Origin of the sequence: Paraburkholderia sp. BL25I1N1, assembly GCF_003002025.1 — a bacterium.
In the GTDB taxonomy this organism is placed as follows: domain Bacteria; phylum Pseudomonadota; class Gammaproteobacteria; order Burkholderiales; family Burkholderiaceae; genus Paraburkholderia.
In genome coordinates this window covers 77764-104360 of the sequence record NZ_PVZB01000010.1, presented here as the reverse complement: position 1 = coordinate 104360, position 26597 = coordinate 77764, and the positions used below count along the sequence as shown (strand labels likewise).

General features: G+C 63.5%; 22 protein-coding genes and 3 pseudogenes. 18 read left to right on the top strand and 7 right to left on the bottom strand.

The annotated features are described in order from the left end of the window. The first annotated feature begins 41 nt into the window (after positions 1-41). The 8 genes from ltnD to B0G73_RS16555 all read left to right on the top strand — a co-directional run bounded on the left by ltnD (position 42) and on the right by B0G73_RS16555 (position 8851). Positions 42-932: an L-threonate dehydrogenase gene (gene ltnD / locus B0G73_RS16590; RefSeq protein WP_106282400.1), complete on the top strand. Its 891-nt coding sequence runs from the start codon at positions 42-44 to the stop codon at positions 930-932. 13 nt (positions 933-945) lie between these two features. Beyond that, a complete protein-coding gene (gene otnK / locus B0G73_RS16585) occupies positions 946-2256 on the top strand; it encodes a 3-oxo-tetronate kinase (RefSeq protein ID WP_106282399.1) in 1311 nt (436 codons plus the stop codon). Next, on the top strand, positions 2253-2915 hold the full coding sequence (locus B0G73_RS16580; RefSeq protein ID WP_106282398.1) for an aldolase: 663 nt from the start codon (positions 2253-2255) through the stop codon (positions 2913-2915). Before otnK ends, B0G73_RS16580 begins: the two co-directional genes overlap by 4 nt. Positions 2916-2992: 77 nt before the next feature. Then, positions 2993-4330: an MFS transporter gene (locus B0G73_RS16575; RefSeq protein WP_106282397.1), complete on the top strand. Its 1338-nt coding sequence runs from the start codon at positions 2993-2995 to the stop codon at positions 4328-4330. Positions 4331-4397: 67 nt separating this feature from the next. Beyond that, a complete protein-coding gene (gene otnI / locus B0G73_RS16570) occupies positions 4398-5186 on the top strand; it encodes a 2-oxo-tetronate isomerase (protein ID WP_106282396.1) in 789 nt (262 codons plus the stop codon). Between the two features lie 16 nt (positions 5187-5202). Continuing rightward, the gene (gene denD, locus B0G73_RS16565) at positions 5203-6183 is read left to right on the top strand and encodes a D-erythronate dehydrogenase (protein WP_106282395.1); all 981 of its coding nucleotides are present in this window, start codon (positions 5203-5205) and stop codon (positions 6181-6183) included. A 380-nt stretch (positions 6184-6563) separates the two neighbouring features. After that, positions 6564-7766 (top strand): 3-oxoadipyl-CoA thiolase, encoded by a 1203-nt coding sequence (gene pcaF, locus B0G73_RS16560; protein WP_106282394.1) that lies wholly within the window; start codon positions 6564-6566, stop codon positions 7764-7766. Between the two features lie 512 nt (positions 7767-8278). Continuing rightward, on the top strand, positions 8279-8851 hold the full coding sequence (locus B0G73_RS16555; RefSeq protein ID WP_106282393.1) for a hypothetical protein: 573 nt from the start codon (positions 8279-8281) through the stop codon (positions 8849-8851). A 132-nt stretch (positions 8852-8983) separates the two neighbouring features. Here B0G73_RS16555 and B0G73_RS16550 read toward each other — a convergent pair whose 3' ends face one another. Both B0G73_RS16550 and B0G73_RS16545 read right to left on the bottom strand, forming a co-directional pair. Continuing rightward, positions 8984-9364, bottom strand: a complete 381-nt coding sequence (locus B0G73_RS16550) for a DUF2917 domain-containing protein (protein WP_106282392.1) — start codon at positions 9362-9364, stop codon at positions 8984-8986. A 344-nt stretch (positions 9365-9708) separates the two neighbouring features. Next, the gene (locus B0G73_RS16545) at positions 9709-11697 is read right to left on the bottom strand and encodes a sigma-54-dependent Fis family transcriptional regulator (protein ID WP_106282391.1); all 1989 of its coding nucleotides are present in this window, start codon (positions 11695-11697) and stop codon (positions 9709-9711) included. Positions 11698-12108: 411 nt separating this feature from the next. Here B0G73_RS16545 and B0G73_RS16540 point away from each other — a divergent pair, with 411 nt between their 5' ends. From B0G73_RS16540 to B0G73_RS16515, 6 genes are all read left to right on the top strand, one after another. Then, positions 12109-13173 (top strand): ATP-NAD kinase family protein, encoded by a 1065-nt coding sequence (locus tag B0G73_RS16540; RefSeq protein ID WP_106282390.1) that lies wholly within the window; start codon positions 12109-12111, stop codon positions 13171-13173. 40 nt (positions 13174-13213) lie between these two features. Continuing rightward, entirely contained in the window at positions 13214-14197 is a 984-nt protein-coding gene (locus tag B0G73_RS16535) for a thiamine pyrophosphate-dependent dehydrogenase E1 component subunit alpha (RefSeq protein ID WP_106282389.1), read from the top strand. 39 nt (positions 14198-14236) lie between these two features. Beyond that, positions 14237-15241 (top strand): alpha-ketoacid dehydrogenase subunit beta, encoded by a 1005-nt coding sequence (locus tag B0G73_RS16530; protein ID WP_106282388.1) that lies wholly within the window; start codon positions 14237-14239, stop codon positions 15239-15241. A 3-nt stretch (positions 15242-15244) separates the two neighbouring features. Beyond that, the gene (locus B0G73_RS16525) at positions 15245-16357 is read left to right on the top strand and encodes an acetoin dehydrogenase dihydrolipoyllysine-residue acetyltransferase subunit (RefSeq protein WP_106282387.1); all 1113 of its coding nucleotides are present in this window, start codon (positions 15245-15247) and stop codon (positions 16355-16357) included. A 1-nt stretch (position 16358) separates the two neighbouring features. Continuing rightward, the gene (gene lipA / locus B0G73_RS16520) at positions 16359-17345 is read left to right on the top strand and encodes a lipoyl synthase (RefSeq protein WP_106282386.1); all 987 of its coding nucleotides are present in this window, start codon (positions 16359-16361) and stop codon (positions 17343-17345) included. A 296-nt stretch (positions 17346-17641) separates the two neighbouring features. Further along, on the top strand, positions 17642-18748 hold the full coding sequence (locus tag B0G73_RS16515; RefSeq protein ID WP_106282385.1) for a hypothetical protein: 1107 nt from the start codon (positions 17642-17644) through the stop codon (positions 18746-18748). A gap of 492 nt (positions 18749-19240) precedes the next feature. On the opposite strand, the gene B0G73_RS16505 is transcribed toward B0G73_RS16515, so the two are convergent. From B0G73_RS16505 to B0G73_RS16495, 3 genes are all read right to left on the bottom strand, one after another. Continuing rightward, on the bottom strand, positions 19241-19645 hold the full coding sequence (locus B0G73_RS16505) for a 2-oxoglutarate dehydrogenase (protein WP_106282549.1): 405 nt from the start codon (positions 19643-19645) through the stop codon (positions 19241-19243). Between the two features lie 71 nt (positions 19646-19716). Next, the gene (locus B0G73_RS16500) at positions 19717-21558 is read right to left on the bottom strand and encodes a peptidase S10 (protein ID WP_106282383.1); all 1842 of its coding nucleotides are present in this window, start codon (positions 21556-21558) and stop codon (positions 19717-19719) included. A 512-nt stretch (positions 21559-22070) separates the two neighbouring features. Further along, positions 22071-23288: a sensor histidine kinase gene (locus B0G73_RS16495; RefSeq protein ID WP_106282382.1), complete on the bottom strand. Its 1218-nt coding sequence runs from the start codon at positions 23286-23288 to the stop codon at positions 22071-22073. A 300-nt stretch (positions 23289-23588) separates the two neighbouring features. Between B0G73_RS16495 and B0G73_RS16490 the strand changes: the two genes are divergently transcribed. Continuing rightward, positions 23589-23930, top strand: a complete 342-nt coding sequence (locus tag B0G73_RS16490; protein ID WP_258193344.1) for a PleD family two-component system response regulator — start codon at positions 23589-23591, stop codon at positions 23928-23930. 102 nt (positions 23931-24032) lie between these two features. Here the strand turns inward: B0G73_RS16490 and B0G73_RS16485 are convergent, their stop codons facing one another. Continuing rightward, positions 24033-24932 carry a LysR family transcriptional regulator gene (locus B0G73_RS16485; RefSeq protein WP_106282380.1) on the bottom strand — a complete coding sequence of 300 codons (900 nt, stop codon included), beginning with the start codon at positions 24930-24932 and terminating at the stop codon, positions 24033-24035. 104 nt (positions 24933-25036) lie between these two features. Here B0G73_RS16485 and B0G73_RS16480 point away from each other — a divergent pair, with 104 nt between their 5' ends. Beyond that, positions 25037-25915 carry an aldo/keto reductase family oxidoreductase gene (locus tag B0G73_RS16480; protein WP_106282379.1) on the top strand — a complete coding sequence of 293 codons (879 nt, stop codon included), beginning with the start codon at positions 25037-25039 and terminating at the stop codon, positions 25913-25915. Between the two features lie 115 nt (positions 25916-26030). Here B0G73_RS16480 and B0G73_RS41230 read toward each other — a convergent pair. Then, positions 26031-26141 (bottom strand): annotated as a pseudogene (locus B0G73_RS41230) (LysR family transcriptional regulator); the annotation flags it as partial. Between B0G73_RS41230 and B0G73_RS16470 the strand changes: the two are divergent. After that, positions 26125-26322: pseudogene (locus B0G73_RS16470) on the top strand (RidA family protein); the annotation flags it as partial. The pseudogenes B0G73_RS41230 and B0G73_RS16470 sit on opposite strands and share 17 nt — an antisense overlap. Positions 26323-26362: 40 nt before the next feature. Then, positions 26363-26518, top strand: a pseudogene (locus B0G73_RS41885) (FAD-dependent oxidoreductase); the annotation flags it as partial. Positions 26519-26597 lie beyond the last annotated feature (79 nt).

Here is a 26597-nt window from a genome sequence, read left to right as displayed (position 1 = left end):
GTGTTACGCGCGAGCGTCCAACGAATTCATAGAGGTCAAGCATGTCCAGAAATGTCGGTGTCATCGGTCTTGGCGCAATGGGCCTGGGTGTCGCGCGCTCCTTGTTGCGCGCGGGTCTGCGGGTCCATGCGTGCGATCTGCGCAGCGAGGTCCTGAATGCATTCGTCGCGGAAGGCGGCGTGGGGTGGGCAACGCCCGCCGAACTCGGCGCGCAGTGCGAGGTGGTCGTCACGCTGGTCGTGAATGCCGCGCAAACCGAAGCCGTGCTGTTCGGCGAGCAGGGCGCGGTCGCGGCGATGAAACCGGGCGGCGTGGTGATCGCCAGCGCGACCGTGGCGCCGGACTTCGCGATCGAACTCGGCAAGCGGATCGAGGCGGCCGGTTTGCAGATGCTCGACGCGCCGGTCTCCGGCGGCGCGGCGCGCGCGGCCTCCGGCGAGATGACCATGATGACGTCCGGTCCCGCTGCGGCCTACGCTGCATGCGAGGACGTGCTGGCCGCAATGGCGGGCAAGGTGTATCGCCTCGGCTCAGAACACGGCGCAGGCTCGAAGGTGAAGATCATCAATCAGCTGCTGGCGGGCGTGCATATCGCAGTGGCCGCGGAAGCCATGGCGCTCGGCTTGCGCGAAGGCGTCGATCCGGATGCGCTGTACGAAGTCATCACGCACAGCGCGGGCAATTCGTGGATGTTCGAAAACCGCGTGCCGCACATTCTGAATGGCGACTACACGCCGCTCTCGGCCGTCGATATTTTCGTCAAGGATCTCGGCCTCGTGCTCGATACCGCGCGCCGCTCGAAATTCCCGTTGCCGCTGTCGGCGGCGGCGCATCAGATGTTCATGATGGCGTCCACGGCCGGTCACGGCGGCGAGGACGATTCCGCGGTGATCAAGATTTTCCCCGGCATCGACGTGCCGGCGGCGAAGTGAGGAGGTCAGCGTCATGACGGCTACAACGAAACGCGCGCTGCTCGGCTGCATCGCCGACGACTTCACCGGCGCCACCGATCTCGCCAACATGCTGGTGCGCGGCGGCATGCGCACGGTGCAGACCATCGGCGTGCCCGCATCGAATGAAACGGTGGAGGCCGACGCGCTGGTGGTCGCGCTGAAATCGCGCACCATTCCCGCCGCCGATGCGGTCGCGCAATCGCTCGCCGCGCTCGACTGGTTGCGCGCACAAGGCTGCCGGCAGTTCTTTTTCAAATACTGCTCGACTTTCGATTCGACGGACGTGGGCAATATCGGCCCGGTCACGGACGCGTTGCTCGACGCATTGTCCGGCGACGGCAGCGCTGGCGCATTCACGATCGCCTGTCCGGCATTTCCCGAGAACGGCCGCACGATCTTTCGCGGCCACCTGTTCGTCGGCGACACGTTGCTCAACGTGTCGGGCATGGAGAACCATCCGCTCACGCCGATGCGCGATGCGAACCTCGTGAGCGTGCTGCAGCGGCAGACGCAGTCGAAAGTCGGGCTCGTGCGTTATGACGCCGTGGCGCAAGGCGTGTCGGCCGTGCGCGACTCTTTCGACAGGTTGCGTAACGAAGGCGTGCGCATGGCGATTGCCGATGCGGTGTCCGATGCCGACCTCTACGTACTCGGCGAAGCGTGTGCCGATCTTACGTTGATCACAGGCGGCTCAGGTATCGCACTGGGATTGCCGGCCAACTTCCGCCGCGCGGGTTTGCTGAACGAGCAGGGCGATGCCGCGCAGTTGCCTCAGGTGAGCGGATTGTCGGCGGTGCTGGCCGGCAGCGCATCCAAAGCGACCAACGCGCAGGTCGCGCAATGGCGCGCGACACGGCCTGCGTTCCGTGTCGATCCGCTCGCGGCTGCGCGCGGCGAGAACGTCGTCGAGCAGGCGCTGGCTTTCGCCCAGCCGTACCTCGACAAAGCCGAGCCCATGTTGATCTATGCCACCGCCACGCCCGACGAAGTCAAGGCGGTACAACGCCAGCTCGGCGTGAATGAAGCAGGGCATCTGGTTGAAAGCACGTTGGCGTCGATCGCGCGCGGTCTGCACGAACGCGGCGTGCGCAAGTTCGTGGTGGCGGGCGGCGAGACCTCGGGCGCAGTGGTGCAGGCGCTCGACGTGCACACGCTGCGCATCGGCGCGCAGATCGATCCCGGCGTGCCGGCCACCGCCACGACCGACGCCGAACCGCTCGCGCTCGCACTGAAATCCGGCAACTTCGGCACGACCGACTTCTTCGAAAAAGCGCTGCGTCATCTGAACGGAGCCGCGCAATGACCGGCGCGCCCGCACTTCACACAACGGACGAAGCACGCGTTCGCGAGGAAATCTGCGTAACCGGCGCGAGTCTCTATCAACGCGGCTACACGGTCGGCACCGCCGGCAACATCAGTGCGCGGCTCGACGACGGCTGGCTGATCACGCCGACCGATGCCTGTCTCGGCCGGCTCGATCCCGCCGATATCGCCAAAGTCGATCTCGACGGCAACGCGGTGTCCGGCGGCCGCCCCTCGAAAACGCTGGCCTTGCATCGCGGCATCTACGCGCGCAACGGCGCGGCGCGCGGCATCGTCCACACGCATTCGACGCATCTGGTCGCGCTGACTCTAGCGGGCGTCTGGCGCGAGACCGACGTGCTGCCGCCCATCACGCCGTACTACGTAATGAAAGTGGGCCACGTCCCCCTGATTCGTTACAAGCGGCCCGGCGATCCGCAAGTCGCCGAACAGATCGCCGCGCTGGCGGACAGCGTTCGCGCGGTACTGCTCGAACGTCTGGGGCCGGTGGTGTGGGAGCGTTCCGTGGCGCAAGCCTCCTATGCGCTCGAAGAACTCGAAGAGACCGCGCGTTTGTGGTTGATGACGAACCCGCGGCCCGCGCCGCTCGACGAAGCCGCACTCGAAGAACTTCGCACCGTATTCGGCGCTAGCTGGTAGTCGCAGCCGACAAAACACAGCCAGGCCACGTTGCGCTCCACATGACGCAGCGGGCCATCCACTGAAGGAGACAATGCATGAGTTCGTATCAGGCCACCTCGAGCCAGCCGATTTCAGCAGCCGCCGCGGGACAACCGGGCGCCGCTGAAGTGGAGCGCACCTATAAGAAAGTATTCTGGCGCATCGTGCCGTTTCTGATGCTCTGCTATGTGGTCGCCTATCTGGACCGCGTGAATGTCGGCTTTGCCAAATTGCAGATGTCGCAAGACCTGGCATTCAGCGAAACGGTGTTCGGTCTTGGCGCGGGCGTGTTCTTCATCGGCTATTTTCTGTTCGAGTTGCCGAGCAACATTCTGATGCACAAGCTCGGCGCGCGCATCTGGATCGCACGGATCATGATTACGTGGGGCTTGCTCTCGGCTGTGTTCGTGTTCGTAAAGACGCCGATGCAGTTCTACATCTTGCGCTTTCTTCTCGGCCTCGCCGAAGCCGGTTTCTATCCCGGCGTGATCCTGTACCTGACCTACTGGTTTCCGTCGCATCGGCGCGCGAAGATCATTGCGGTGTTCATGTCGGCGATTCCGGTGTCGGGCATCTTCGGCAATCCGCTGTCCGGCTGGATCATGCAGACGTTCCACAACAGCTCCGGTTTCGCGGGCTGGCAATGGATGTTTCTGATCGAAGCGATCCCCGCCATTGCGATCGGCATCGCCACGATCCTGTATCTCGACAACGGCATCGCCAGCGCGAAGTGGCTGAACGAACGCGAAAAGCGCCTGCTCACCGATGAAATCGCCGCCGCGCAGCCGAAGGAAAAGGCCCAGGCGCACTCGCTCGGCGCGGTGTTCCGCGATCCGCGCACGTGGTGGATGTCGCTGATCTATTTCGCGTTCGTCACCGGGCAATACGGCCTGACGTTCTGGATGCCGACGCTTGTCAAATCGACGGGTGTGACCGGCGCGTTCAATATCGGTCTGCTGAGCGCGATTCCGTTCCTGTGCGCAATCGTCGTGATGAATCTGATGGGACACAGTGCCGACAAGCGCCGTGAGCGCCGCTGGCATCTGATCGTGCCGGCGCTGTTCGGTGCAATCGGCTTCACGGTCGCGGCTTCGTTCGCGGACAACACGGTGGTGTCGATCGCGTTTCTTTCGCTCGCCGCTGCCGGCGTGCTGACCTGCGCGCCGCTCTTCTGGTCGCTGCCCACCGCGTTCATGTCGGGCGCGACCGCCGCGGCCGGTATCGCGATCATCAATTCGATCGGCAATCTCGCGGGATTCGCGAGCCCGTACATGATCGGCTATCTGAAGGATCTCACGCATAGCACGCAAACCGGCATGTATGTGCTGGCGGGCATGCTCGTGATCGGCGCGATCGCCACGTGGTTCACGCCGGCCAAACTGGTCAACCGATAAATCGACACGCTCGCGCGGCATGCGTTGCTGCCGCGCGCCGCATCAACGTTTTCAAGGAGTCGCTGCCATGCCTCGCTTCGCCGCCAATCTCTCGATGATGTACAACGAGCACGCTTTCCTCGATCGTTTCGCCGCCGCCGCGCAAGACGGCTTCGAAGCGGTCGAGTTTCTGTTCCCGTACGATTTCCCCGCCAACGAGATCAAGGCGCGCCTCGACGCGAGCGGTCTGACGCAAGCGCTTTTCAACGCGCCGCCCGGCGACTGGGCCGGCGGTGAACGTGGGATTGCCTCGCTGCCGGGCCGCGAAGATGAATTTCGCCGCGGCATCGATACCGCGCTCGACTACGCGCGCGTGCTCGGCAATCACAAACTGCATGTGATGGCCGGCCTGATCGGCGCGGATCAGCCGCGCGCGAAACATCGCGAGGTGTACCTGAGCAATCTCGCGCATGCCGCCAAGGCGGCGCAGGCCGAGGGCATCACCGTCGTGATCGAGCCGATCAATACGCGCGACATGCCGGGCTTCTTTCTGACCCGTCAGGACGAAGCGCAAGCGATCTGCGCGGAAGTCGGCGCAGAAAATCTTAAGGTGCAATTCGACTGCTACCACTGCCAGATCGTTGAAGGCGACCTTGCGGTGAAACTCAAGCGCGATATGGCCGGCATCGGCCACATTCAGATCGCCGGCGTGCCCGAGCGCCATGAGCCCGATACGGGCGAACTGAACTACCCGTACCTGCTCGAATTGATCAACTCGCTCGGCTACGACGGTTATATCGGCTGCGAATACCGGCCGCGCGCGGGCACGTCGGCCGGTCTCGGCTGGCTCAAACCGTATCTGAACGCGACCCGCTAACAAGGACGAACACATCATGAAAGTACTCATTACCGGCGGTGCGGGTTTTCTCGGCCAGCGTCTCGCGCGCGAACTGCTCGCGCGGGGTTCCCTGAAAGACCCGCAAGGCGCGCCGCAAGCGATCACCGAACTGGTGCTGCTCGACGTCGTGCAAGCCAACAATTTCGGCGATAAGCGCGTGCGCGCGGAAGTAGGCGACATCGCCAAGCGCAGCGTGCTCGAGCGCGTGATCGACGCCCAGACTTCGGCGATCTTCCATCTGGCCGCGGTCGTGAGCGGCCAGGCCGAAGCGGATTTCGATCTCGGCATGCGCATCAATCTGGATGCATCGCGGCTGCTGCTCGAAGTTTGCCGGCAATGTGGCCACCGGCCGCGCGTGCTGTTCACGAGTTCCGTCGCCGTGTACGGCGGCGAATTGCCCGACGTCGTGCAGAACGACACCGCGCTGAATCCGCAGTCGTCCTATGGCGCGCAGAAGGCGATCGCGGAGTTGCTGCTCAACGATTACGCGCGGCGCGGATTCGTCGACGGCCGCGTGCTGCGCCTGCCCACCATCAGCGTGCGGCCGGGCAAGCCGAATGCGGCGGCGTCGTCGTTCGCGAGCGGCATCATTCGCGAACCGCTGAACGGCGAAGCGGCGGTATGCCCCGTCGCGGGCTCGACGCGCCTGTGGCTGCTGTCGCCGCGCAAGGCGATCGAGAGCCTGATCGCCGGACTCGAACTCGATTCCGCCGCGCTCGGTAACCAGCGCGTGTTGAATTTGCCGGGTATTTCGGTGAGCGTCGACGAGATGGTCGCCGCGCTGCGCGAGGTCGCGGGCGACGCGGCTACCGCACGGATCGTGTTCGAGCCGGATGCGCGCGTCGAAAAAATCGTGGGTAGCTGGCCGGGACGGTGGGATACGTCGCGTGCCGAAGGGCTGGGGTTGAGCGGCGAGCGCAATTTTGCCGATGTAATCCGCAGCTATATCGAGGACGAGCATATCCAGCTCCGCTAGACACACGCGCCACGCAGTCTCCGGCCCCGTGCCGGCACCTGGAAAACGGGCCGCCGGCAGGGGCGCATGATTCGTCTGATCCTTCGAAAAAACGCACGCGGCCTGCACGTATTCCCTGGTGCGGGCCTGGCCGCGCTTGACATGGTTTCGGCCGCGCGCCTATTATCGTGTCTGGTTGTTCGATATATGACCGTCTGTTCGTATCAAGAACATATTGCGACATTCTCGAGCCCACCGTTCATCATCCTGCGCTAAGCTGAATTGACGCCGCCGCTGCCCGGCAGCCGCTTTCCGGCGCGCTTTTTTGCGCGTCCGGTTTGCGCCGGGCCTGAGTTCCGGCCGCGGCGCGGCGCACGCAGCACATCAACTGGAGACATCACATGACCGAAGCATTCCTGTGCGACGCGATTCGCACCCCCATCGGCCGCTATGCGGGTTCGCTGTCGTCGGTACGCGCCGACGATCTGGGCGCCGTGCCGCTCAAGGCGCTGATGGAGCGCAACAAGGACGTCGACTGGAACGCAATCGACGACGTGATCTACGGCTGTGCAAACCAGGCCGGCGAGGACAACCGCAACGTCGCGCGCATGTCGCTGTTGCTGGCGGGCTTGCCGCAGGGCGTGCCGGGCACGACGGTGAACCGCCTGTGCGGTTCGGGCATGGACGCGGTCGGCATCGCGGCGCGCGCCATCAAATCCGGTGAGGCCGCGTTGATGGTGGCGGGCGGCGTGGAAAGCATGAGCCGCGCGCCGTTCGTGATGGGCAAGGCGCCCACGGCGTTCTCGCGCCAGGCCGAAATCCATGACACGACCATCGGCTGGCGTTTCGTCAACCCGCTGATGAAGAAACTGTACGGCGTCGATTCGATGCCGGAAACGGGCGAGAACGTCGCCACGGATTACAACATCAGCCGCGCGGATCAAGACGCTTTCGCGGTGCGCAGCCAGCAGAAAGCGGCGCGCGCGCAACGCGACGGCACGCTCGCGCAGGAAATCGTCGGCGTGACGATCGCGCAGAAGAAGGGCGACCCGATCACGGTGCTGCAAGACGAACATCCGCGTGAGACGAGCCTCGAAACCCTCGCCAAGCTCAAGGGCGTAGTGCGTCCGGACGGCACCGTTACGGCAGGCAACGCGTCGGGCGTGAACGACGGCGCGGCGGCCCTGCTGCTCGCGAATGAAGAGACCGCGAAGCGCTTCGGCTTGACGCCGCGCGCTCGCGTGCTGGGTATCGCCACGGCCGGCGTCGCACCGCGCGTGATGGGGATCGGCCCGGCGCCCGCCACGCAGAAACTGCTGGCGCGTCTGAACATGACCATCGATCAATTCGACGTGATCGAACTGAACGAGGCGTTCGCTTCGCAAGGCATTGCGGTGCTGCGCGCACTCGGCGTGGCCGACGACGACGCCCGCGTCAATCCGAACGGCGGCGCGATCGCATTGGGCCATCCGCTCGGCATGAGCGGCGCGCGTCTTGTGACCACGGCGATGTATCAACTGCATCGCACGCAAGGCCGTTTTGCGCTGTGCACGATGTGTATCGGCGTCGGCCAGGGCATTGCGATCGCGATCGAGCGGGTGTGATCGTTTAGCGGCTTAGTCCGCGTCACGGTTGAAGCTGCCGGATGAAACAGCCTCGTCGCTCACGCGACGAGGCTGTTTCTTTTTGTGCTCAACGCGCCTGGGGCGCATATCGAATCAGCATCTAATCCGATCTAGTGACACGCCCGATAATGCTTGAATCCCCAAAAAATATTGATTGCCGATTCGACAACCATGCAGTATCCGCTTAATGCTGGGTGCATTTAAAACCTGTCGTTCATTTTGAATGGCGGTGGCAATCTCGCGTCGTTGTCGTCTGGCAGGACGCCGCTGCGACGCCACGTCGCGGCACATTACAGGGCTGCGTGCATTTATTTGAAAATCACAATTCAATCAATTGCAGGCCGTTGTAAGGCATGTAAAATCATTTGCGCCGTACCTTTTGAAAACTATCATCCTGAAGACACACAGGCACTCATGGAGTTATCAATCGGCATCTCGCGGTTTCGGATCGCCGTCACGCTGCATCAAACAATTTCTCGAGGAGCATGCATATGAAGGCAACGACCATTGGAGCAGCGTTGGTGTTCGCGGCGTTGGCCGCAGCCCAGCCGGCCTGGGCGCAAGATGCCATGGCCAGTGCCGCGCAAGGCGTCGTCAGCGCGGTGGAGCCGGTGCATGTGCGGGCGCAGATCGTCGGTATCGATCCAGGCACACGTACGCTCACGCTCAAGGGGTCGGGCGGCAACGTGGTGGTCGTGCTCGTAAGCCAGCAGGTGGAGGGTTTCGACAACCTGAAAGTGGGTGATCAGGTGGACGTGCTCTACAAGAATGCGCTGCTCGTGAAGGCCGAGAAGGTCACCGGCAAGGACAAGGGCATTCGCGCGCGTGTCGACACGCAGGTGTATGCCCCGGCTTCGGGCGGCTTCGAATCGGCGCGCCAGATCGAAGTGCTCGCCACCGTGCAGAAGATCGATCGCAAGAAGCGGTTGGTCACGCTGCGCGGCGCGTATCAGACGCAAACCCTCGAAGCCGGTCCGGACGTCGATCTGAAAGACGTCAAGGTCGGCGATACGATCCACGCGGTATTCGTTTCAGCGGCGGCTGTGCAGGTGACGCCGAAATAAGCATATAAACAGTCTTGCGCCATCGCGCGTTCATGCAAAAGAGCGTGCGAGCAAACACCCCTCGTTTGCAGGGGTGTTTGTGTTTTCCCGCCGCGTGTGACGCCTCGCGGAGCCGCGCTGTCACGAACTCGGCTAACGTGGCGCAGGCGGTCCCAGACTCAACCACGCGAGTCGTCCCAGCCAGCGTCTGAGCAGACCGCCTCGCGCCGGCAACGCATAGCTCAACGACACGCGCGCGACGCATTCGCCGTCGGTACTCAGCCACACACGCTCGCCGCGTTGGAGTTGAAATGTGTGGCCCGGATCGAGCCAATGATCGTAAGGTGAACTGACGCGTGTGAGCCAGAGGCGCGCGCCCTGCACGGCGAGCGTGCTATCGGCCTCCACACGCCAGGTCAGCGTCGCGCCTGGCGTCACTGAAAAATGCAGCACCAGCCTCGGCAGACGCTCGTCCTGCCGATACGCCACCAGACTCGAGTCATCATCCATGCACTGCGGGCTTGCCTGATCCATCTCGTTCTCCGTCATCAAGCCGGCTGACGGAGGTGCCCACAAACCAAAAGGCCCCTTCCGTTACCGGCGGGGCCTTGGGGATGTGTTACGCAGATTCAGACTGCTAACGCGCACGTACTCCCAATGGCCAGCCGATGATGGCTCGCTTCGGGTGTGTAATCGCATTCGCGATGGAGATGTGCGTCAACATGAGATCGAGTGTGCCGTTTTGCCGCAGGTCTTGTCAATCGAAAAGATCGCAATCCATACAAACGGGTACGTGAAATGGAATACGAAAACGCGTAGTGGCGATGGCGACTCGGGCGTTTTGCGCGCGGTGGCGCATCACACTGACAATGAGCGCTTCAACGTCGATGCGGCGCGACGATGCCCAACGACGCAATACGCCGATACAAAGTGGCGCGCGACATGCCGAGCGCTTGCGCCGCCGCGTTCGGCCGCCATTGATGGCGGGTGAGTGCGTCGATAATGCGGGCACGCTCCTCGCGCGGATCCTGCCGCGCGTCGCGTCGCCGGCCGTCATGCGGATCGATCCGCAATAACGCCGGTTTGTGCACGGCCTCGGGCGCGAGCAACGCCGCTATATCCGGCGCGACATGGCGCAATTCCACGCGTGCGCTGTCGCAGATCGCGCACGCGTACCGCATCACGTTGCGCAACTGGCGAATGTTGCCCGGCCATGCGAACCCTGCAAGACGTTCGGCGAGTTGTGGATCCAGCGTGAGCACGTGGCCGGCCATTTGCGCTTCTTCGTCGAAGACCGCGTCGATCACGTCGCGGATATCCGCGCGCTCGCGTAGCGGCGGCATCGGCAAACATGCGCCGCTCAGCCGGTAATACAGGTCTTCGCGGAACGTGCCGGCCGCGACCATCTGCGCGAGATCGCGGTGCGTGGCGCAAATCACGTCGATATCCACGCGCATGGGCGCATCGCCGCCGAGCGGTGTCACTTCACCTTCGGCCAGCACGCGCAGCAGACGCGTTTGCAGATCGAGCGGCATGTCGCCGATTTCATCGAGAAACAGCGTACCTGTATGTGCCTGCGCAATCTTGCCGCGCGCGCCGCGACTGCGTGCGCCGGTGAAGGCGCCGGGCGCGTAGCCGAACAATTCGCTTTCGATCAGAGATTCGGGAATCGCGCCGCAATTCACGGCGATAAACGGCCTCGCACGCCGTGCGCCCGAATCGTGCACTGCATGCGCGAACACTTCCTTGCCGACGCCGGTCTCGCCGAGAATCAGAATCGGCAGACGCTTGCCCATCACGCGCAACGCCACGGCCGCGTTGTGCGCGATCTGCGGCTCCGCGCTGTGCAGAAAACGCCCGAGCGCACCCAGGTGCAGATCGTCTTGCGACGCGCTTTGCGACGACCGTGCGGCGCTGCCGTTCATCGTGGACGCCGAGCGCGAGACGCGCCTGAGCGGCGCGCGAATCCGCGCATACAGCGTCGTCCCGGTTGCGCGCAGGCGCAAGCCGATAATCGCATCCGTGCGCGCGACGTCGTGCAGATGCGAGCCCGACGTGTCGAATACGTCGTCGATGTGGCGCGGACCGTTGAGCGCCGGAATGCACTCGCGCGCCTTGCGATTGGCGGCGACGAGATTGCCGCATTCGTCGAAGGCGATCAGTACTTCGGGTTGCGCCTCGACGAAGTTGCGGCTCGAATGGCCGAACAGAACCCAGTGCTGGCTGGTTTGATTGAGGAAGTAACCGTCTTCGATCAGACCGGCGCTTTGCCGCACGAGTTGGAACACGAGCCGCTGACTGTCGCGGTTATCCGGCGACTGCACGGCGGACGCATCGAGCACGCCGATCATCTCGCCGGTCGGCGCGAAGATCGGCGCCGCGCTGCAGGTGAGCGTGGTAAACGCAGCGCGGAAATGGTCGGTCTTGTGCACGGTGATCGGCGCGAGGTCGGTCAGCACATTCGCCACGCCGCAGGTGCCTTCCTCGCGCTCGGACCAGCACGAACCGATATACAACCCTGCATGCTTGAAATCGCTGCGGCGTTCGCGGTCGATCCGGTAATCGATGGTGACGCCGTGCGCGTCGGTGAGCATCACGCAATAGTCGGCGACGCGAATCATGTCGTGCAGACGTGACAGACATTGCCCGGACGCACGCAGAAAGTCCTCTTCCTTGCCCTGCACTTCGCGCAATTCGGCGGACGTCAGCACGCGCGGTCCGATCACGGCGCCAGGGTCGAGCCGGTACTGTTCGAACGAACGCTGCCACGACGAGACGAGCCGCGGAGAATCGGCAGGCGCGGGCAGGCGTCCTTCAATGGCGCCACGCACGCGGTCGATGTGCTGGGTCTGCGAGAGGTAAGGCATGGTCGGCTCCAGGCGAGCGACACACAGTGAGATCAGGGCTTCTTGTATCACATCCCGCTTGATGAATCACACTGCAATGCAGCACGCGAGACGCGTGAGACGTTTGTCTCAGTCTCAGGTGAGACGTGGAGCCTTGCCGCGCGGATCAAGGCGGGTGAAGGGTTTGCGCTGCGTGTTCGGTTTCGTCGCGCCGGTTGCGAACGTCGCAAGCGGTCGGCATGAGACGCGAGCGACGCTGCATCGCGCGGCGGTGGTTCGATGTCTCGCCCGCATGGCAATGCGCAGAGCCCTTTAAACACGGCACTTTCGTGTGGCGTCACGATTATTCGGCAAATTGGCACACCCTTTGCAGTGTCCTGCGCATGACAAAGCGCCGCCGTTCGACGACGGCGTAGAAAGGAGACAAGCACAGTGCCATCGCCCATCACCGTCGGCGTGATCGCGAACCCGGCGTCGGGTCGCGACATTCGTCGTCTTACTTCCTACGCGTCGGTGTTTCCGACCTCCGAAAAAGCCAACATGGTGGTGCGCCTGCTGGCCGGGCTTGGTGTGCTCGGCGTGACCCGCGTGCTGTGTTTGCGCGACCGGACCGGCGTGGCGGCGCTACTGCTGCGCGCGCTCGACACGCACGATGCCGTCGCCGCGCAACAGCGCTGGCCCGACGTCGAGTTCATCGAGCAGCCGATCACCGACAGCGTCGCCGATACCCACGCCGGGGTCGCCGCGATGCTGAAGGCGGGTGTCGAACTGATCGCCGTACTGGGCGGCGACGGTACGCATCGCGCCGTCGCGGCACATTGCGGGAGAGTGCCGCTGCTGACCTTGTCCACCGGCACCAACAACGCCTTTCCGGATTTGCGCGAAGCGACCGTGGCCGGCCTTGCGGGCGCGCTTGTCGCGTCGGGCGCGGTGCCGCCGGACGCGGCGCTGATGCGCAACAAGCGGCTCGTGGTGCGCTGTACGGCCGGGCCGAATCGCGGCCGCGAGGAGATCGCGCTGGTCGATGTCTGCGCGAGCCGCCAGCGCTTTGTCGGCGCGCGGGCCGTGTCCGATCCGGCCGATATCGAAGAACTCTTTCTCACGTTTGCCTCGCCCGACGGCATCGGCCTCTCGTCGATCGGCGGAGCGTGGGCGCCCGTGGAGCGCACCGCGCCGCACGGTTTGCATCTGCGTTTCGCCACGCCCGGTGAATCCGGCGTGCCGCTGGTGGCGCCAATTGCGCCGGGCCGCGTGGAGCGCGTGCTGATGCGCACGTGCGAACGCGTCGAAGTCGGCGTGTGGCGGCCGCTCGACACCGAGCACGGCACGCTCGCTTTCGATGGCGAGCGCGAAATCGAACTGGAGCGCGGCGACCGCTATGAGATCGCGCTGGACTGGGAAGGGCCGTTGACGGTCGATGTCGAACGCACGCTGCGTTTCGCGGCGTCACGTCAACTGGTGCGGGAAGTGGCGAACGTGGTTGCGCATCACAAGTAGGTTGTAGGCAGGCAGTGCATTCATTCCAAGGAGACACACCATGTCGGTTTCAACTGAGTTGAGCAAGGAAGAACTACTGAAGGCGTATCGCATGATGCGCACGATCCGCGAGTTCGAGGAGCGTCTGCACGTGGAATTCGCGACCGGCGAGATTCCCGGCTTCGTGCATCTGTACGCGGGCGAAGAGGCGTCCGCCGTCGGCACGATGCTGCATCTGAACGACGCCGATTATGTGGCGACCACGCACCGCGGTCACGGCCATTGCATCGCCAAGGGCGTGGACGTGCGCGGCATGATGGCCGAGATCTACGGCCGCAAGACCGGCGTGTGCCATGGCAAAGGCGGCTCGATGCATATCGCCGACCTGTCGAAAGGGATGTTGGGCGCGAACGGTATCGTCGGCGCGGGTGGGCCGTTGATTTGCGGCGCAGCGCTGGCGGCGAAGTATAAGAAATCGGGCGGCGTGGGCGTGTGCTTTTTCGGCGACGGTGCTTCGAATCAGGGCGTGATTTTCGAGTCGTTGAATCTGGCTTCGGTATGGCGGCTGCCGGCGATTTTCGTGGCGGAGAACAACGGCTACGCGGAAGCGACATCGTCGACGTGGTCGGTGGCAACCGACAACATCGCGGATCGCGCGAGCGGCTTTGGCATGCCGGGCGTGATCGTCGACGGCTTTGATTTCTTTGCGGTGCATGAAGCGCTCGGTGAAGCGATCGAACGCGCGCGTCATGGCGGCGGGCCGACGCTCGTCGAAGTGAAATTCTCACGTTATTTCGGCCATTTCGAAGGCGACGCGCAAACCTATCGTGCGCCCGGCGAAGTGCAGAAACTGCGCGACGAGAAGGATTGCCTGAAGCGTTTCGAGGAGCGCGTGGTGCGCGCCGAAATGCTGAGCGCGGATCAGTTGCGCGGCGTGGATGCCGAGGTCAAGAGTCTGATCGACAGTGCGGTGACCGAAGCCAAGGCTGCGCCGCTGCCGACTGCTGAAGATTTGTTGAGCGACGTCTACGTGTCTTATCCGTAACGCACGGCATTGCACATCTAAACGATTCTGGAGACAGACATGGCACGCAAGATCACATTCTCTCAGGCCATCAACGAAGCCCTGAGTCAGGAAATGGCCCGCGACGAAACCGTCATCGTGATGGGCGAGGACAACGCGGGCGGGGCCGGCTCGCCTGGTGAACAGGACGCGTGGGGCGGTGTTCTCGGCGTCACGAAGGGACTCTTTCACAAGTATCCGGGCCGCGTGCTGGACACGCCGCTTTCCGAAGGCGGCTATGTCGGCGCGGCGGTCGGCGCGGCGGCCTGCGGCATGCGGCCGGTCGCGGAGTTGATGTTCATCGATTTCATGGGCGTGTGTTTCGACCAGATTTTCAACCAGGCCGCCAAGTTCCGCTACATGTTCGGCGGCAAGGCGGTGACGCCGGTCGTGATTCGCGCAATGCAGGGCGCGGGCTTGCGCGCGGCGGCCCAGCATTCGCAGATGCTGACTTCGTTGTTCACGCACATTCCCGGACTGAAAGTGGTCTGCCCGTCGACGCCGTATGACGCGAAGGGTCTGCTGATTCAGGCGATCCGTGACAACGATCCGGTGATTTTCTGCGAGCACAAGTTGCTATATGGCCGCGAAGGCGAGGTGCCCGAAGAGTCGTATGCGATTCCGTTCGGCGAAGCGAACGTGGTGCGCGACGGCGACGACGCCACGATCGTCACCTACGGACGCATGGTGCATTACGCGACCGAAGCCGCTGAAAAGCTCGCAAAGGACGGCATCCAGGTGGAGGTGATCGACTTGCGGACAACCTCGCCGCTCGACGAAGAAACGATTCTGGAGAGCGCGAACCGCACCGGACGCGTGGTCGTGGTCGACGAAGCGAATCCGCGCTGCTCGATCGCCACCGACATTTCCGCGTTGATCGCGCAGCGTGCGTTCCACTCGCTCAAGGCGCCGATCGAAATGGTGACCGCGCCGCATACGCCCACGCCGTTTGCCGGCGTGCTCGAAGACATGTATATCCCGTCGGCTGCGCAGATCGCCGAGGCCGTACTGAAAGTGAGGGCTTGAGCGATGCCGATCCATATGATCACGATGCCCAAATGGGGCTTGTCGATGGAGCAGGGACAGGTCAACGGTTGGCTTAAGGCCATCGGCGACAAGGTAGTAAAGGGTGACGAAATTCTGGACGTGGAAACGGACAAGATTTCGTCGGGCGTCGAGTGTGCGTTCGAGGGCATCTTACGCCGGCAGATCGCGCAGGAGGGCGACACGCTGCCCATCGGTGCATTGCTGGCCGTGGTGGCGGACGCCGAAACGCCGGACGCGCAGATCGACGCCGAAGTCGAAGCATTTCAGCGCGACTTCGTGCCGCCCACATCGGCGGATGGCGACAGTGGGCCGCAGCCGGAGAAAGCGCAAATCGGCGGGCGCACGGTGCGGTATCTGAAACTCGGCGAGGGCGGCACGCCCGCGCTGCTGATTCACGGTTTTGGCGGCGATCTGAACAACTGGCTGTTCAATCACGCTGACCTCGCCGCGCATCGGGCAGTGTGGGCGCTGGATCTGCCGGGTCACGGCGAATCCGGCAAGACACTGGAGACCGGCAGTGCCGACGAGCTCGCGGACAGCGTGATCGCCTTTATGGACGATCGCGGCATCGCCAAAGCGCATCTGATCGGCCACTCGATGGGCGCACTCATCGCAATGACCGTGGCGGCGAAAGCGCCGGGGCGTGTGACGTCGCTCGCGTTGATTTCGGCCGCGGGACTGGGCACGGAAATCAACGGCGACTACATCAACGGTTTCACTGAAGGCAGCAATCGCAATGCGCTCAAGCCGCAACTGGCCAAACTCTTCGCCGACCCGGGTCTCGTGACGCGTCAACTGGTGGAGGACATCGTCAAGTACAAGCGGCTCGAAGGCGTGCCCGAGGCGCTGCGCAAGATATCGGCGTCGGCCTTCGACGGCAACGCGCAACGCACGAGCTATCGGGACCGGCTCGCGGAACTCGCGCCGCGCAGTCTCGTGATCTGGGGCGCCGGCGATCAGATCATCCCGGCCGCGCATGCGCAGGGCCTGCCGGGCGACATCCGGGTTCACGTGCTCGAAGGCAAAGGGCATATGGTGCAGATGGAAGCGGCGTCCGAAGTGAATCGTCTGCTCAACGATTTTCTGGGGCGCTGAAATGGACGCCGCATTGCATGGCGACAGCGTCACCGCGCTCGGTCAGCACGGCAAGCGCAGCGCTGACAAGCTCGCGCGGATTCCGGTGAAAATCGTGCCGGCCGCGGACGGCGAGGTCTTGCCGAAGCCGCCGTGGCTGCGCGCGAAGCCGATGATGAGCGAGACGGTCGCCGGCATTGCGGCGATCCTGCGCGAGCACCGGTTGCATTCGGTCTGCGAGGAGGCCATGTGTCCGAACATCGGCGAATGTTTTGCGCGGCGCACCGCGACGTTCATGATCATGGGGGGTATCTGCACGCGGCGCTGTGCGTTCTGCGACGTCGCGCACGGGCGCCCCGCGCCGCTCGACGAAGCGGAGCCCGAGCGGCTCGCCGATGCCGTGGCGGCGCTCGGCCTGCGCTATGTCGTGGTGACGTCTGTGGATCGCGATGATCTGCGCGACGGCGGCGCGGCGCATTTTGCGCGCTGCGTCGCGTTGCTGCGCGAGCGCGTGCCGGGCATTCGGGTCGAAGTGCTGACACCGGATTTTCGCGGACGTGTCGAGCGAGCGTTGCAGGCGTTTTCAGACGCGTGGCCCGATGTGTTCAATCACAACCTCGAGACGGTGCCTGCCTTGTATCGTGCCGCGCGTGCGGGCTCGGACTATCGGGGCTCGCTGCAACTGCTCGCGCGCGTCAAGCAGGCGAACGCGGCGATGCTGACCAAATCAGGCTTGATGGCCGGATTAGGGGAATCCGACGAAGACCTGCTCGACGCGATGCGCGATCTGCGTGCACATCACGTGGACATCCTGACGATCGGGCAGTATCTCGCGCCGTCGCGTTTTCATATGCCGGTGCGGCGGTATGTGACGCCGCAACAGTTCGACGCCTGGCGCGAGGCGGGATTGGCGATGGGTTTTCGCGAAGTCGTGGCGGGGCCGCTGGTGCGCTCGTCCTATCAGGCCGACCAGGTTGCCGATATCGCCATGGCGCGCGCAACGCAATGATATGAAGAACGGTTAGAAGGGTTGGCAGCCTCGCTTGTCGTCGCGCACGACAAGCGAGGAGCGCCAATCGCCGTTTCTAAAAGCAGGCGCGGTCCGCCGTTTCGCCTGCAACAATCTATGTCGAAATATGTCGTGCGGCGCGAAAAACGTCCGCAAACCCTTGTCGCACGGGCTTTGCTCGTGGTGAAACAGGGTGACATATCTTCCCGGTCGATTATGTCGGCGTGTCCTTCTATAGTCCGTTTCGTCGCCACGCAGCAGTGACAGAAGTGGCCCGAATCCCAGAAGGACATATCGTGAAAAATCGTTCGTTCGTCGTCCCGGCCACCGCCGCTGCATCTGTCTGTGCTTCCGCCTCCTTGACGACCCCTTCATCCGCTCGCGGCGCGCTGCGCAAGCTCGTGCTCTCCGCCACGGTCGCCGTGCTCGCGCTCGGCAGCGCATCGGCATTCGCCTGGTCGCAACACGGCACGGCCTACACGTCGCGCGGCACCTATAACGGCGCGCGCTACGGCTCGTGCGGCGGTGGCAGCTGCTCGCATGCGGGCGGCGTGGCCGGCCCTTACGGCGGTCTTGCGACCAACACCGGCACGGTGACGCGCAACGCGCCGGGCCAGTTCTCGAATTCGGGCACCGCCACGGGACGCTACGGCAACTCCGTCCAGCATGCAGGCGATACCAATTGCGCCGGCGGCACATGCTCGCATACCGGCACGCTTACCGGACCCGACGGCAAGACGGCGACCACGTCCGGCGATGTCACGAAGAACGGCCCGGGACAGTATTCGTCGTCGGGGTCCGTGACTGGCTCTAACGGTAACACGGTCAACCATTCGGCGTCGACGAATTGCGCCGGCTCGACATGCTCGCGTTCGGGCACCGTGACGGGTTCGGATGGCGGCACCGTCAATCACTCGGGTTCGGCCACGCGTGTCGCACCGGGCGTCGTGACGACCTCGACGAGCGTGACGGGCACGCACGGCAACACAGTGACGTCGAGTGGAACGGTGGTGGCGACCACGGGTGTTGTCGCGACGGGCGGCACGACGGTGGTGGTGGCGCCGAAGCCGGTCGTGGTCGCTCCGCCGGTTGTCTATGTGCCGCCGCCTCCGGTCGTGGTGACGCCTGCACCGGTGGTGGTTGCGCCGCCCCCGCCTCCGGTTGTGGTGACGCCGGCTCCTGTCGTGGTTGCGCCGAAGCCGGTTGTCGTGACGCCTGCACCAGTGGTGGTCGCGCCGCTCGTTGCTTATGTGCGGCCGCCGGTCGTCTACGCACCGCCGCCCCCGCCGCATGCCGTGTATGTCGCTCCGCGCGTCGTCTATGTCGCGCCGGCGCCGCGTCCGGTCGTGTGGGTGCCAGGCCACTGGATCGGGCGTGTCTGGGTGCCGGCGCACTGGTCCTGATGGGTGCCGCCATGCGAGTCAAATCCCGGGTAACAGTTGCGGCGCGCCGAGCGTCGCTCAATGATTCACCGGCACGGCGGTTCTATAAAGCAGGCGCGTTGGCAGCGGTTGTCGTGGCCGCGGGAGCGGCGCTTGCGATGAGCCGCTTCGCCGTGCCGGTGGATACACGTGGAGCGAGTGAACCGTCGCAAGAATGCTCCGCTCGCTACGCCGCGTTGCTCGATCTTGCGGAGTTGGCGAGACGCGATGGCAAATCATCGGAGGTGGTCGTGCGAGGGCTGAGCGACAGAGGCGGCGCGATGAGCGAATGTTTGTCGATGGGCGGTGCCAGGGCGGAATAGCGTTGTGATTGCCGCTCGCGTCGCTTACTGCGCTCACGGCACCGACAGCACTCGCGCTACGCCACGCACGACACGCCCACTGCAAAAAAGAGCGCTCCCGGTGGCAGAACCGAAGCGCTCTTTGTCACGCGCGGCGTAGTAACCCTCCAGCCTAGCGCCCTTGCTGCTGCAAATACTGCCTGACGTCGCTCAGTGTCACGCTGCCTTTATGGCTCGTGTCGATCTGATCGAAATGCTTCGCCACAAAGCCGAGACCCTGGGTTTGCGCCTGTGCTTTGGTGACTGACGCGCCATTGCTGAGCGCGGAGTTTGCCCCAAGACGCGCTTCGAGCCGCTGTTGCGCCTGCTGCTGCAAGGCCGCGCCGGTCGACGGCGCGATCGGCGCCGCACGGTTTTGCGGAAAGAACGGACCGTCGACGCCGCGTGCGCCGTTAGGCGGCGTCGCGGGCGCCACCGCTTGCGGCGGCAACGCATACGCACTGCCGACCAGGCAGCCGAGCGCAATCAACGGGGAGACACGCCGTAACTTATCGATAAAAGTCATGATGACTCGCATGGATTGAGTAAATAGGATAACGCGAACGAGGTCCATCCGACCGGCTTCGCGCAGGTTCCATGAAGGCTCCATCAGGGCGCCGTCACTTGCGCCGTGGCGGTGGCGGTCGGCTCGCTGGCGGGACTTTCGTCGGGCCATGGGGCCGGCAGCGTCCACAGCGCGAGCGCATCGGGCAGCGGCGTGCCGCGATAGAAACGTACGAGATCGCGCTTCATCAGCGGACGGGCGACGTCGTCGAGATAGATCATGTGACCACCCTGGAAGAAATTGACCTGCAAATCAGGGTTCAGGCCGGGCACGGTCTGCAGTCGCGCCAACTGCTTCTCGGTATTGAAGAACGGCGTGGCCAGGTCGTGAAAGCCGTTTTCCGAGAGCACCCGGAGTTGCGGATTAAGCGTCAGCGCGGCGAGCAGATCGGGAATCGTGTCGGGCAAAGCCTGGCCGTCATGCGAAAAATCCCACAGCTCGATAATGCTGTCGTTTAGCGGCATGTAGGTCGCGTTCGGCGCCGTGTAGCCGAGATAGTCCGGCATCTGCGTCGCGAGTGCCGTGGTGAACGGCTGCGAGATCAGGATGTCGGACGGATCGGAATCGCTTTGCAGACGCGGGTCCGAATTCGGCAGCGACACGCGCCCGTCGTAGCGGCCGATCGTCGTGCCGGGCAGAAGGCTCGTCGAGAATGGATCGCGGTTGAAATAGCCCTGCAAGGCCTGCACGGTCAAACCCGACGGCAGGGTCCACGACTCGAGTGTTTTCGCATTGGGGAAGACGGGCTTGCCCAACGCGCCGGGTATGCCGAGTTGGCTGAGCACCCACGACTGCGAGTAGCGCCTGAACTTCTTGTATTCCGCCGTGACGAACAGGCTTGTCTGCAACGCGTAGAGATCCGGATTGAGCGGCGCCGGCGAGGCCTGGTTGTAGTACGCCGCGACCGCCGCGTAGCCGGGGAAATAGCCCGCCAGCGTATCGGTATCGAGCGCAAGCTCCTCCGACGAGCCTGTAATGGCGACGGCCTCGATCGCATCGGAGAAATAGTTCAGGATTGCAGATTGCAGGACGATGCCGGTCAGATGCACGCCGGCGGATTCGAGCGCCAGCGCCAGCATGTCGGTGCGCGGTGTGCCGTACGACTCGCCATACAGATAGATCGGGGAACCGCTGCGATTGTTGACCGTCAGATAGCGCTGGATGAAGTCGCGCATGATGTTGACGTCCGCGTCGGTCGTCCAGTACTGCTTGTTCCTGTTCGGCAAAATCGCTTCCGAGAGTCCGGTGCCGGGCGGGTCGATGAAGACCATGTCCGTGGTGTCGATCAGGCTCTCCTTGTTATCGACGAGCGGATAGTTCGGCCAGTTGCCGAACACGGGATCGGGCGTGGCCACGCGCGTCGGCGCGAACGAGCCGAGCCGCAGCCAGATCGACGACGAGCCCGGGCCGCCGTTATAGACGAACGTGACGGGGCGCGCCGCACCGTTGGCGGCCGGCGCGGTGTACGCCACATACGACATGCTCGCCTCGGGGTTGCCGTTCGCGTCGGCCGCCGTCAGATGGCCCGTGGTGGTCGTGTAGTTGATCGGTGTTCTGCCGAACGTCCACTGGTAGTGCATGACCGCTGCTTTCTCCGAGGCCTGCGCGGGCGCGAGGCCGTCGTTGGCCTTGGCGGAATACGCGACCAGGTCGATATAGGTCTGATTGACGGTCGGCGCCTGCGAGGCCGCCTGCGCGCTGAGTTGCTGATTCGCAGCGGTCTGCTGCATGCTGACCGCCGTGCCGGAGGACGAGCCGCCGTCCCCGCCGCCACAGCCGGCGAGCAGCATGACCGTTGCCGCGAATGCCATTGCCAGAGTTCCCGGAGCCGGCAGCGTGCGCTGACGGAAAGGGCGATTGCCTCGAAGACGCTCGTCTCGTTTCATCTCTATCCTCGGTGGTGGATCAGATACCTTTTCACAAAGGCCGCCAGAGCGGATGAAGATGCATCGGAGTTCGAATTATTATGGACGCATCGCCGCAACATGGCGGTGGAGACCAACTTGCATTAAAAATGCATAGCCATTTACCGCCTATGCGAAATGCGTAGAATGACTAACTATCGTGATTGGAATTTCCGGTTATCTCCGGCATGTTTTTCCGCAATCGAATATTCGTATATTGGCGGCAGATAAAAAATAGGTGACGCCGTAGTCTTTTGTCAAGGACGCGACGAATTTCCGTAATGACGGCTTAGGAAAGCCGTGCGTGGATTCATACGCCAGGTGGGTGCGCACGGTCTTTACATCGCAATTAATTCAATTCGCCGATTATTATTACAAAGTGGAAGTTTGTGTTTGTTAAATGTAATAAATAATCGGCGTGGCATTGCTCGATCACTGCGGGAATTCGGCAGGGGTGATCGGGTGGGCCATGGGGGTTCGTCGGTCGTATGGTGCTATTGCGGTTCCACCAGCACCAGCGGGAAGCGTATCTCGAACCGGGTGCCCACCCCTTCGCGCGAGACAAAGTCGATCTGCCCGTTCAACACGCGGCACAATTCCTTGACGATAGCGAGACCGAGGCCTGTGCCGGGAATCTCGTCGCCCGCGGCGCGCTCGAATTCGCCGAACACGCGCTCCGCATCCGATGGCGCGATACCCACGCCGGTATCCGCGACGCGAATCGACCAATGCTCCGCACCGGCCATCGCGAAGCTCAATTCGATTTGCCCCGACTTCGTGTATTTGATTGCGTTGGAGAGCAGATTGACGGCAATCTGTTTGAGCTTGAGACGATTGGAAATGACGGCGGTCAACGCGGGGTCGCACACCGCGCGCAACGTGAGTCCTTTTGCTTCGGTCGAAGGACGCGACGAGGCGACGAGTTCATCGAATAGCTCGCGCGGCTCGACCTGTTCGAGTGTGAGCGGGGCGCCGTCGCCGAGCACCACGGAGTACTCGACCATCTGCTCGACGAGCTCTTTCATGTCGGCGGCCTGACGGTTCGCCAGCGTCAACGCCATTTCGGCTTTTGCCGGCGCGCGCGCGATCAGTTGCAACGCCATGGAAAACGCATTCAGAAAGTTGCGCAGATCGTGCACCACGCTGCGTGTGATCTGCATGCGCGACTCGTACAGGTCGCTCACCAGCCGCTGCTTCAGCACCAGTTCGTGATTGGCGCGTTCGAGCTGGCCGGTGTACTCGTCGATCTTGCGATCCCGTTCACTCACTACCTCCTTGATCGACGTGAGCGTAACCATGCTGAACGTTTCGGCGATCAGGCGCCGCGCCCGGCTCTCATGGCGGCGCGTGAAGGTGCTGTCGAGACCGGCGAATTCCTCGAGCGCCGCGGCCAGCACCTGATGGAAGAGATCGAGTTCGCGCACCAGTTCCTCGATGCGATAGCCCTGGCGCCAGCGCACCTTGCCATGCTTTCTCGCATCGCGCTCGATGGCTGTCTCGACCCGTTCGAGATCTTCGACATCGAGCGCCACGCATAGTCCTTCGAGAATTTCCGGCAGATGATCGGCGAGTTGCTGATAAGTGAGTTTGTCCGCTTCGACGAGATCGGTGTCGCCGAAGACGGCATTCATCCATTGCTCGGTCAGTCGGGTCCGCTCCGCGCGGACGAAGTCGGCAAAATTGCGCAAAGGGCTAACGCGTGTATCGGTCATGATGGCGCAGTGGGAGGAAGTTTCTACAAGTGACAAAAGGCTGGCAGCATTCGGACGCGTCCGGCCGGACGCGCATGGTGTGTCCGGCAGGCCTATACTCCGGGCCGCCGTGACCGATAGGCCGGGCCGGCAAGCGTTCCGCCATCACGGGCTCCGAAAACGTGGTGGCAGCCGAATATTCGCATCTTTTATAGGTGTAGGTACGGATAGTGGAACACCCCTTGCGGGGCTGTCGGAAGGTAACAACAACGTCCAACCGGACGTTCAACCCGGCGGCCCCCGATGCACTCAATCTTGCTGGTGGACGACGAGCCGGAAATCCTCGCGGCGTGGCGCCTGATACTCGAGAACGAAGGTTACGAAGTTGCTTGCGCGAGCAACGGCGTGGAGGCGGTCGCGCGCGTCGCGGCCCATGTGCCCGCCCTGATCATCACCGACTGGATGATGCCGCTCATGGACGGCGCCGAATTGTGCCGTCGGCTGAAAGCGATGCCGGCGCTCGCCAACGTTCCGATTATGGTGCATACCGCCGTTCCGCCAAACGAAAGTGCGGGCAAGAACTGGGATATCTGCTTGAGAAAGCCGGTGGGCGCGACGCTTTTTCTAACGACGGTCGCGCAACTGTGCAAACCGAGGCCGTGAACCCTAATGGACGCGCGGTACACCGGGCGATTTCTGCCGATGCGCGCGTGCCGTTTCTTTGGATGGTCGGCAATATTGCCCTGCCTATTCCGCGTCGCTGCATCAGTCAGAATTGATCACCTTCAAAAAATCGACGAACGCGCGCAACGGCGCCGGCAAATGACGACGCCCCGGATAGTAAAGGAACGGGCCTGAAAAACGCTGCCACCACGGCTCCAGAATCGGCTCCAGTGCGCCGCTGTCGAGATGCGGGCGCAGCATGTCTTCAAACAGGTGAACGACACCCACGCCGGCGATGGCCGCGCTGACGGCGAGATCGATCGCCGCGCCCGGCCGCACCAGCAGCGGCCCCGATGGATTCAACTGCAGCACTTCGCCGTCGCGCTCGAAATACCAGATCGGCATGGCGCCGCCGGCGAACTGACCGCGCAGGCAGGCGTGCGAAAGCAACTCGCTGGGATGATCGGGGCGCCCGTGCGTGTCCAGATAGCCCGGCGCCGCCGCCGTGGCGAAGCGTTGCACGCGCGGCCCGATCGGAATCGCGATCATGTCCTGCTCGAGCCTCTCGTCATAGCGAATCCCGGCGTCGCAGCCGATCGACAGCACGTCGACGAAACCATCCTCGACCACGACCTCGACGCGGATGTCGGGATACGTTTTCAGAAACGCGGCGATGATGCCCGGCAAGACGAGGCGAGCAGCGCTCGACGGCACGTTGAGCTTGAGCGTGCCGGCCGGTTTGTCCCGGAATACGTTCAGCACGTCCAGCGCCGCTTCCATTTCGCTGAAGAGCGGCGACAGCTTCTCGATGAGCCGCAAACCGGCCTCGGTCGGCGCCACGCTGCGCGTGGTGCGGTTGAGCAGGCGCAGGCCGAGCTTGGCCTCCAGACGGCGCACGGCGATGCTCAAACTCGACGCCGATACGCCGCTGATACGCGCCGCGTCGCGAAAGCCGCCCGCGCGGCTGACCGAGACGAAAGCAGCCAGATCATTTAATTCCATGACGATTGTGCAGAATTTTTAACAACCCGTACACGTTAGACGGCTTTGTTCAACAGCGCAACCGCGTCCATACTTGCGTTCAACCACTCACCACGGAGCGCATCATGTCGAATCTCAGCACCACGGACACCTTTCCGCTCGCCGGCCGCCCGGTGCACCGCATGGGCTACGGCGCCATGCAACTGGCCGGCCCCGGCGTTTTCGGGCCGCCGAAGGATCGCGACGCGGCGCTCGCGGTGCTGCGCGAAGCGGTGGCGTCGGGCGTCAACCACATCGATACGAGCGACTTTTACGGGCCGCACATTACCAACCAGTTGATCCGTGAAGCGCTGCATCCTTATCCCGCCGACCTCGTGATCGTCACCAAGGTGGGCGCGGTGCGCGGCAGCGACGGCGCGTGGCTGGCGGCGCTCGAACCCGACGATATCGAGCGCGGCGTGCACGACAATCTGCGCAATCTCGGGCTCGACGCGCTGGAGGTCGTCAACATGCGGAACATGGGCGACATTCACGCGCCCGCCGAAGGGTCGATCGAAAAGCAGGTCACGGCGCTGGCCGAACTGCAACAACGTGGACTCGTGCGCCACATCGGCTTGAGCAACGTGACGGCGACGCAGATCGAGGAGGCGCGGCACATCGCGGAGATCGTCTGCGTGCAGAACCACTACAACCTGGTTCACCGGGAGGACGACGCGCTGATCGACCAACTCGCGCGCAAGGGCATCGCGTATGTGCCGTTTTTTCCGCTGGGCGGGTTCACGCCGATCCAGTCGTCCGCGCTCTCGGAGATTGCACAAACACTCGGCGCGACGCCGATGCAAGTGGCGCTCGCATGGCTGTTGCAGCGGGCACCTAACATTCTGCTGATCCCCGGCACGTCCAGCGTCGGGCATCTACGTGAAAACCTGCAGGCGTCGCAATTGAAATTGTCCGCCGAGGTGTGCGCGGAACTGGACGCGATCGGCGGTGCCACACGGTTCTAGTCGCGGCGTCATGCTCGACCTGTTATCCCCGGCGCGGCAGAACTAAAGCGAGCCGCCGGGGGCTATAACTGCCATGTTCCGGACGATTGATGTCTCACCGGTATCAATCGAGTGATCATTTCCGCCAGGGCGCTGGATCGAAGGCTTGTTTCGCGGCTTCCAGAAACACGCGCTGACGGATCGTCAGCCCCTGCCGCGTGGGCGTGAGGGCGCTGGCCGGCGCGGGCAGCGACGTCACGAAACTGGTCCAGGTTCGTGTTTATATCGTCGATATCGAGTATTGGGCGACGTTCAATGAGATCTATGCGCGTTGGGCTGGAGCGGCGAGACCCGCTCGCGCGGTGGTTCCGGTTCCCGCGCTGCATTTCGGTCTGAAGATCGAGGTCGAAGCGGTGGCCTGGGTGTAGTCGGTCCGATCGAATCGGTGCGCGAGCGTTGGAGAGTGCAATGCGTTTCAGTTCTTACTGGCTGGATACGTCCGAGCCATTTGTCGGCAATTCGCCTGATCTGCATGGCGGACGCTGCGACGTGGTCGTGGTGGGCGGCGGGATCACGGGCAGTATCGGGCCGCTTTGGCGCAGCGTTGCTTCGAACCGCGTAATCCGCGTAATCCGAAAAGAGCGCCGTGCCCATCCTCCCGGTAGCACGGCGCTTGTTGCAGTAACCGCGCCCTCCCGCCCTT

Excerpts from the sequence above, each read along its gene's own strand:
- ltnD (WP_106282400.1), top strand. The coding sequence starts at position 42 with ATGTCCAGAAATGTCGGTGTCATCGGTCTTGGCGCAATGGGCCTGGGT.
- pcaF (WP_106282394.1), top strand. The coding sequence starts at position 6,564 with ATGACCGAAGCATTCCTGTGCGACGCGATTCGCACCCCCATCGGCCGC.
- B0G73_RS16550 (WP_106282392.1), bottom strand. The coding sequence starts at position 9,364 with ATGGATCAGGCAAGCCCGCAGTGCATGGATGATGACTCGAGTCTGGTG.
- B0G73_RS16485 (WP_106282380.1), bottom strand. The coding sequence starts at position 24,932 with ATGGAATTAAATGATCTGGCTGCTTTCGTCTCGGTCAGCCGCGCGGGC.
- B0G73_RS16525 (WP_106282387.1), top strand. The coding sequence starts at position 15,245 with ATGCCGATCCATATGATCACGATGCCCAAATGGGGCTTGTCGATGGAG.
- B0G73_RS16575 (WP_106282397.1), top strand. The coding sequence starts at position 2,993 with ATGAGTTCGTATCAGGCCACCTCGAGCCAGCCGATTTCAGCAGCCGCC.
- B0G73_RS16555 (WP_106282393.1), top strand. The coding sequence starts at position 8,279 with ATGAAGGCAACGACCATTGGAGCAGCGTTGGTGTTCGCGGCGTTGGCC.
- denD (WP_106282395.1), top strand. The coding sequence starts at position 5,203 with ATGAAAGTACTCATTACCGGCGGTGCGGGTTTTCTCGGCCAGCGTCTC.
- otnK (WP_106282399.1), top strand. The coding sequence starts at position 946 with ATGACGGCTACAACGAAACGCGCGCTGCTCGGCTGCATCGCCGACGAC.
- B0G73_RS16500 (WP_106282383.1), bottom strand. The coding sequence starts at position 21,558 with ATGAAACGAGACGAGCGTCTTCGAGGCAATCGCCCTTTCCGTCAGCGC.
- lipA (WP_106282386.1), top strand. The coding sequence starts at position 16,359 with ATGGACGCCGCATTGCATGGCGACAGCGTCACCGCGCTCGGTCAGCAC.
- B0G73_RS16530 (WP_106282388.1), top strand. The coding sequence starts at position 14,237 with ATGGCACGCAAGATCACATTCTCTCAGGCCATCAACGAAGCCCTGAGT.
- B0G73_RS16505 (WP_106282549.1), bottom strand. The coding sequence starts at position 19,645 with ATGCGAGTCATCATGACTTTTATCGATAAGTTACGGCGTGTCTCCCCG.
- B0G73_RS16545 (WP_106282391.1), bottom strand. The coding sequence starts at position 11,697 with ATGCCTTACCTCTCGCAGACCCAGCACATCGACCGCGTGCGTGGCGCC.
- B0G73_RS16535 (WP_106282389.1), top strand. The coding sequence starts at position 13,214 with ATGTCGGTTTCAACTGAGTTGAGCAAGGAAGAACTACTGAAGGCGTAT.
- otnI (WP_106282396.1), top strand. The coding sequence starts at position 4,398 with ATGCCTCGCTTCGCCGCCAATCTCTCGATGATGTACAACGAGCACGCT.
- B0G73_RS16495 (WP_106282382.1), bottom strand. The coding sequence starts at position 23,288 with ATGACCGATACACGCGTTAGCCCTTTGCGCAATTTTGCCGACTTCGTC.
- B0G73_RS16580 (WP_106282398.1), top strand. The coding sequence starts at position 2,253 with ATGACCGGCGCGCCCGCACTTCACACAACGGACGAAGCACGCGTTCGC.
- B0G73_RS16480 (WP_106282379.1), top strand. The coding sequence starts at position 25,037 with ATGTCGAATCTCAGCACCACGGACACCTTTCCGCTCGCCGGCCGCCCG.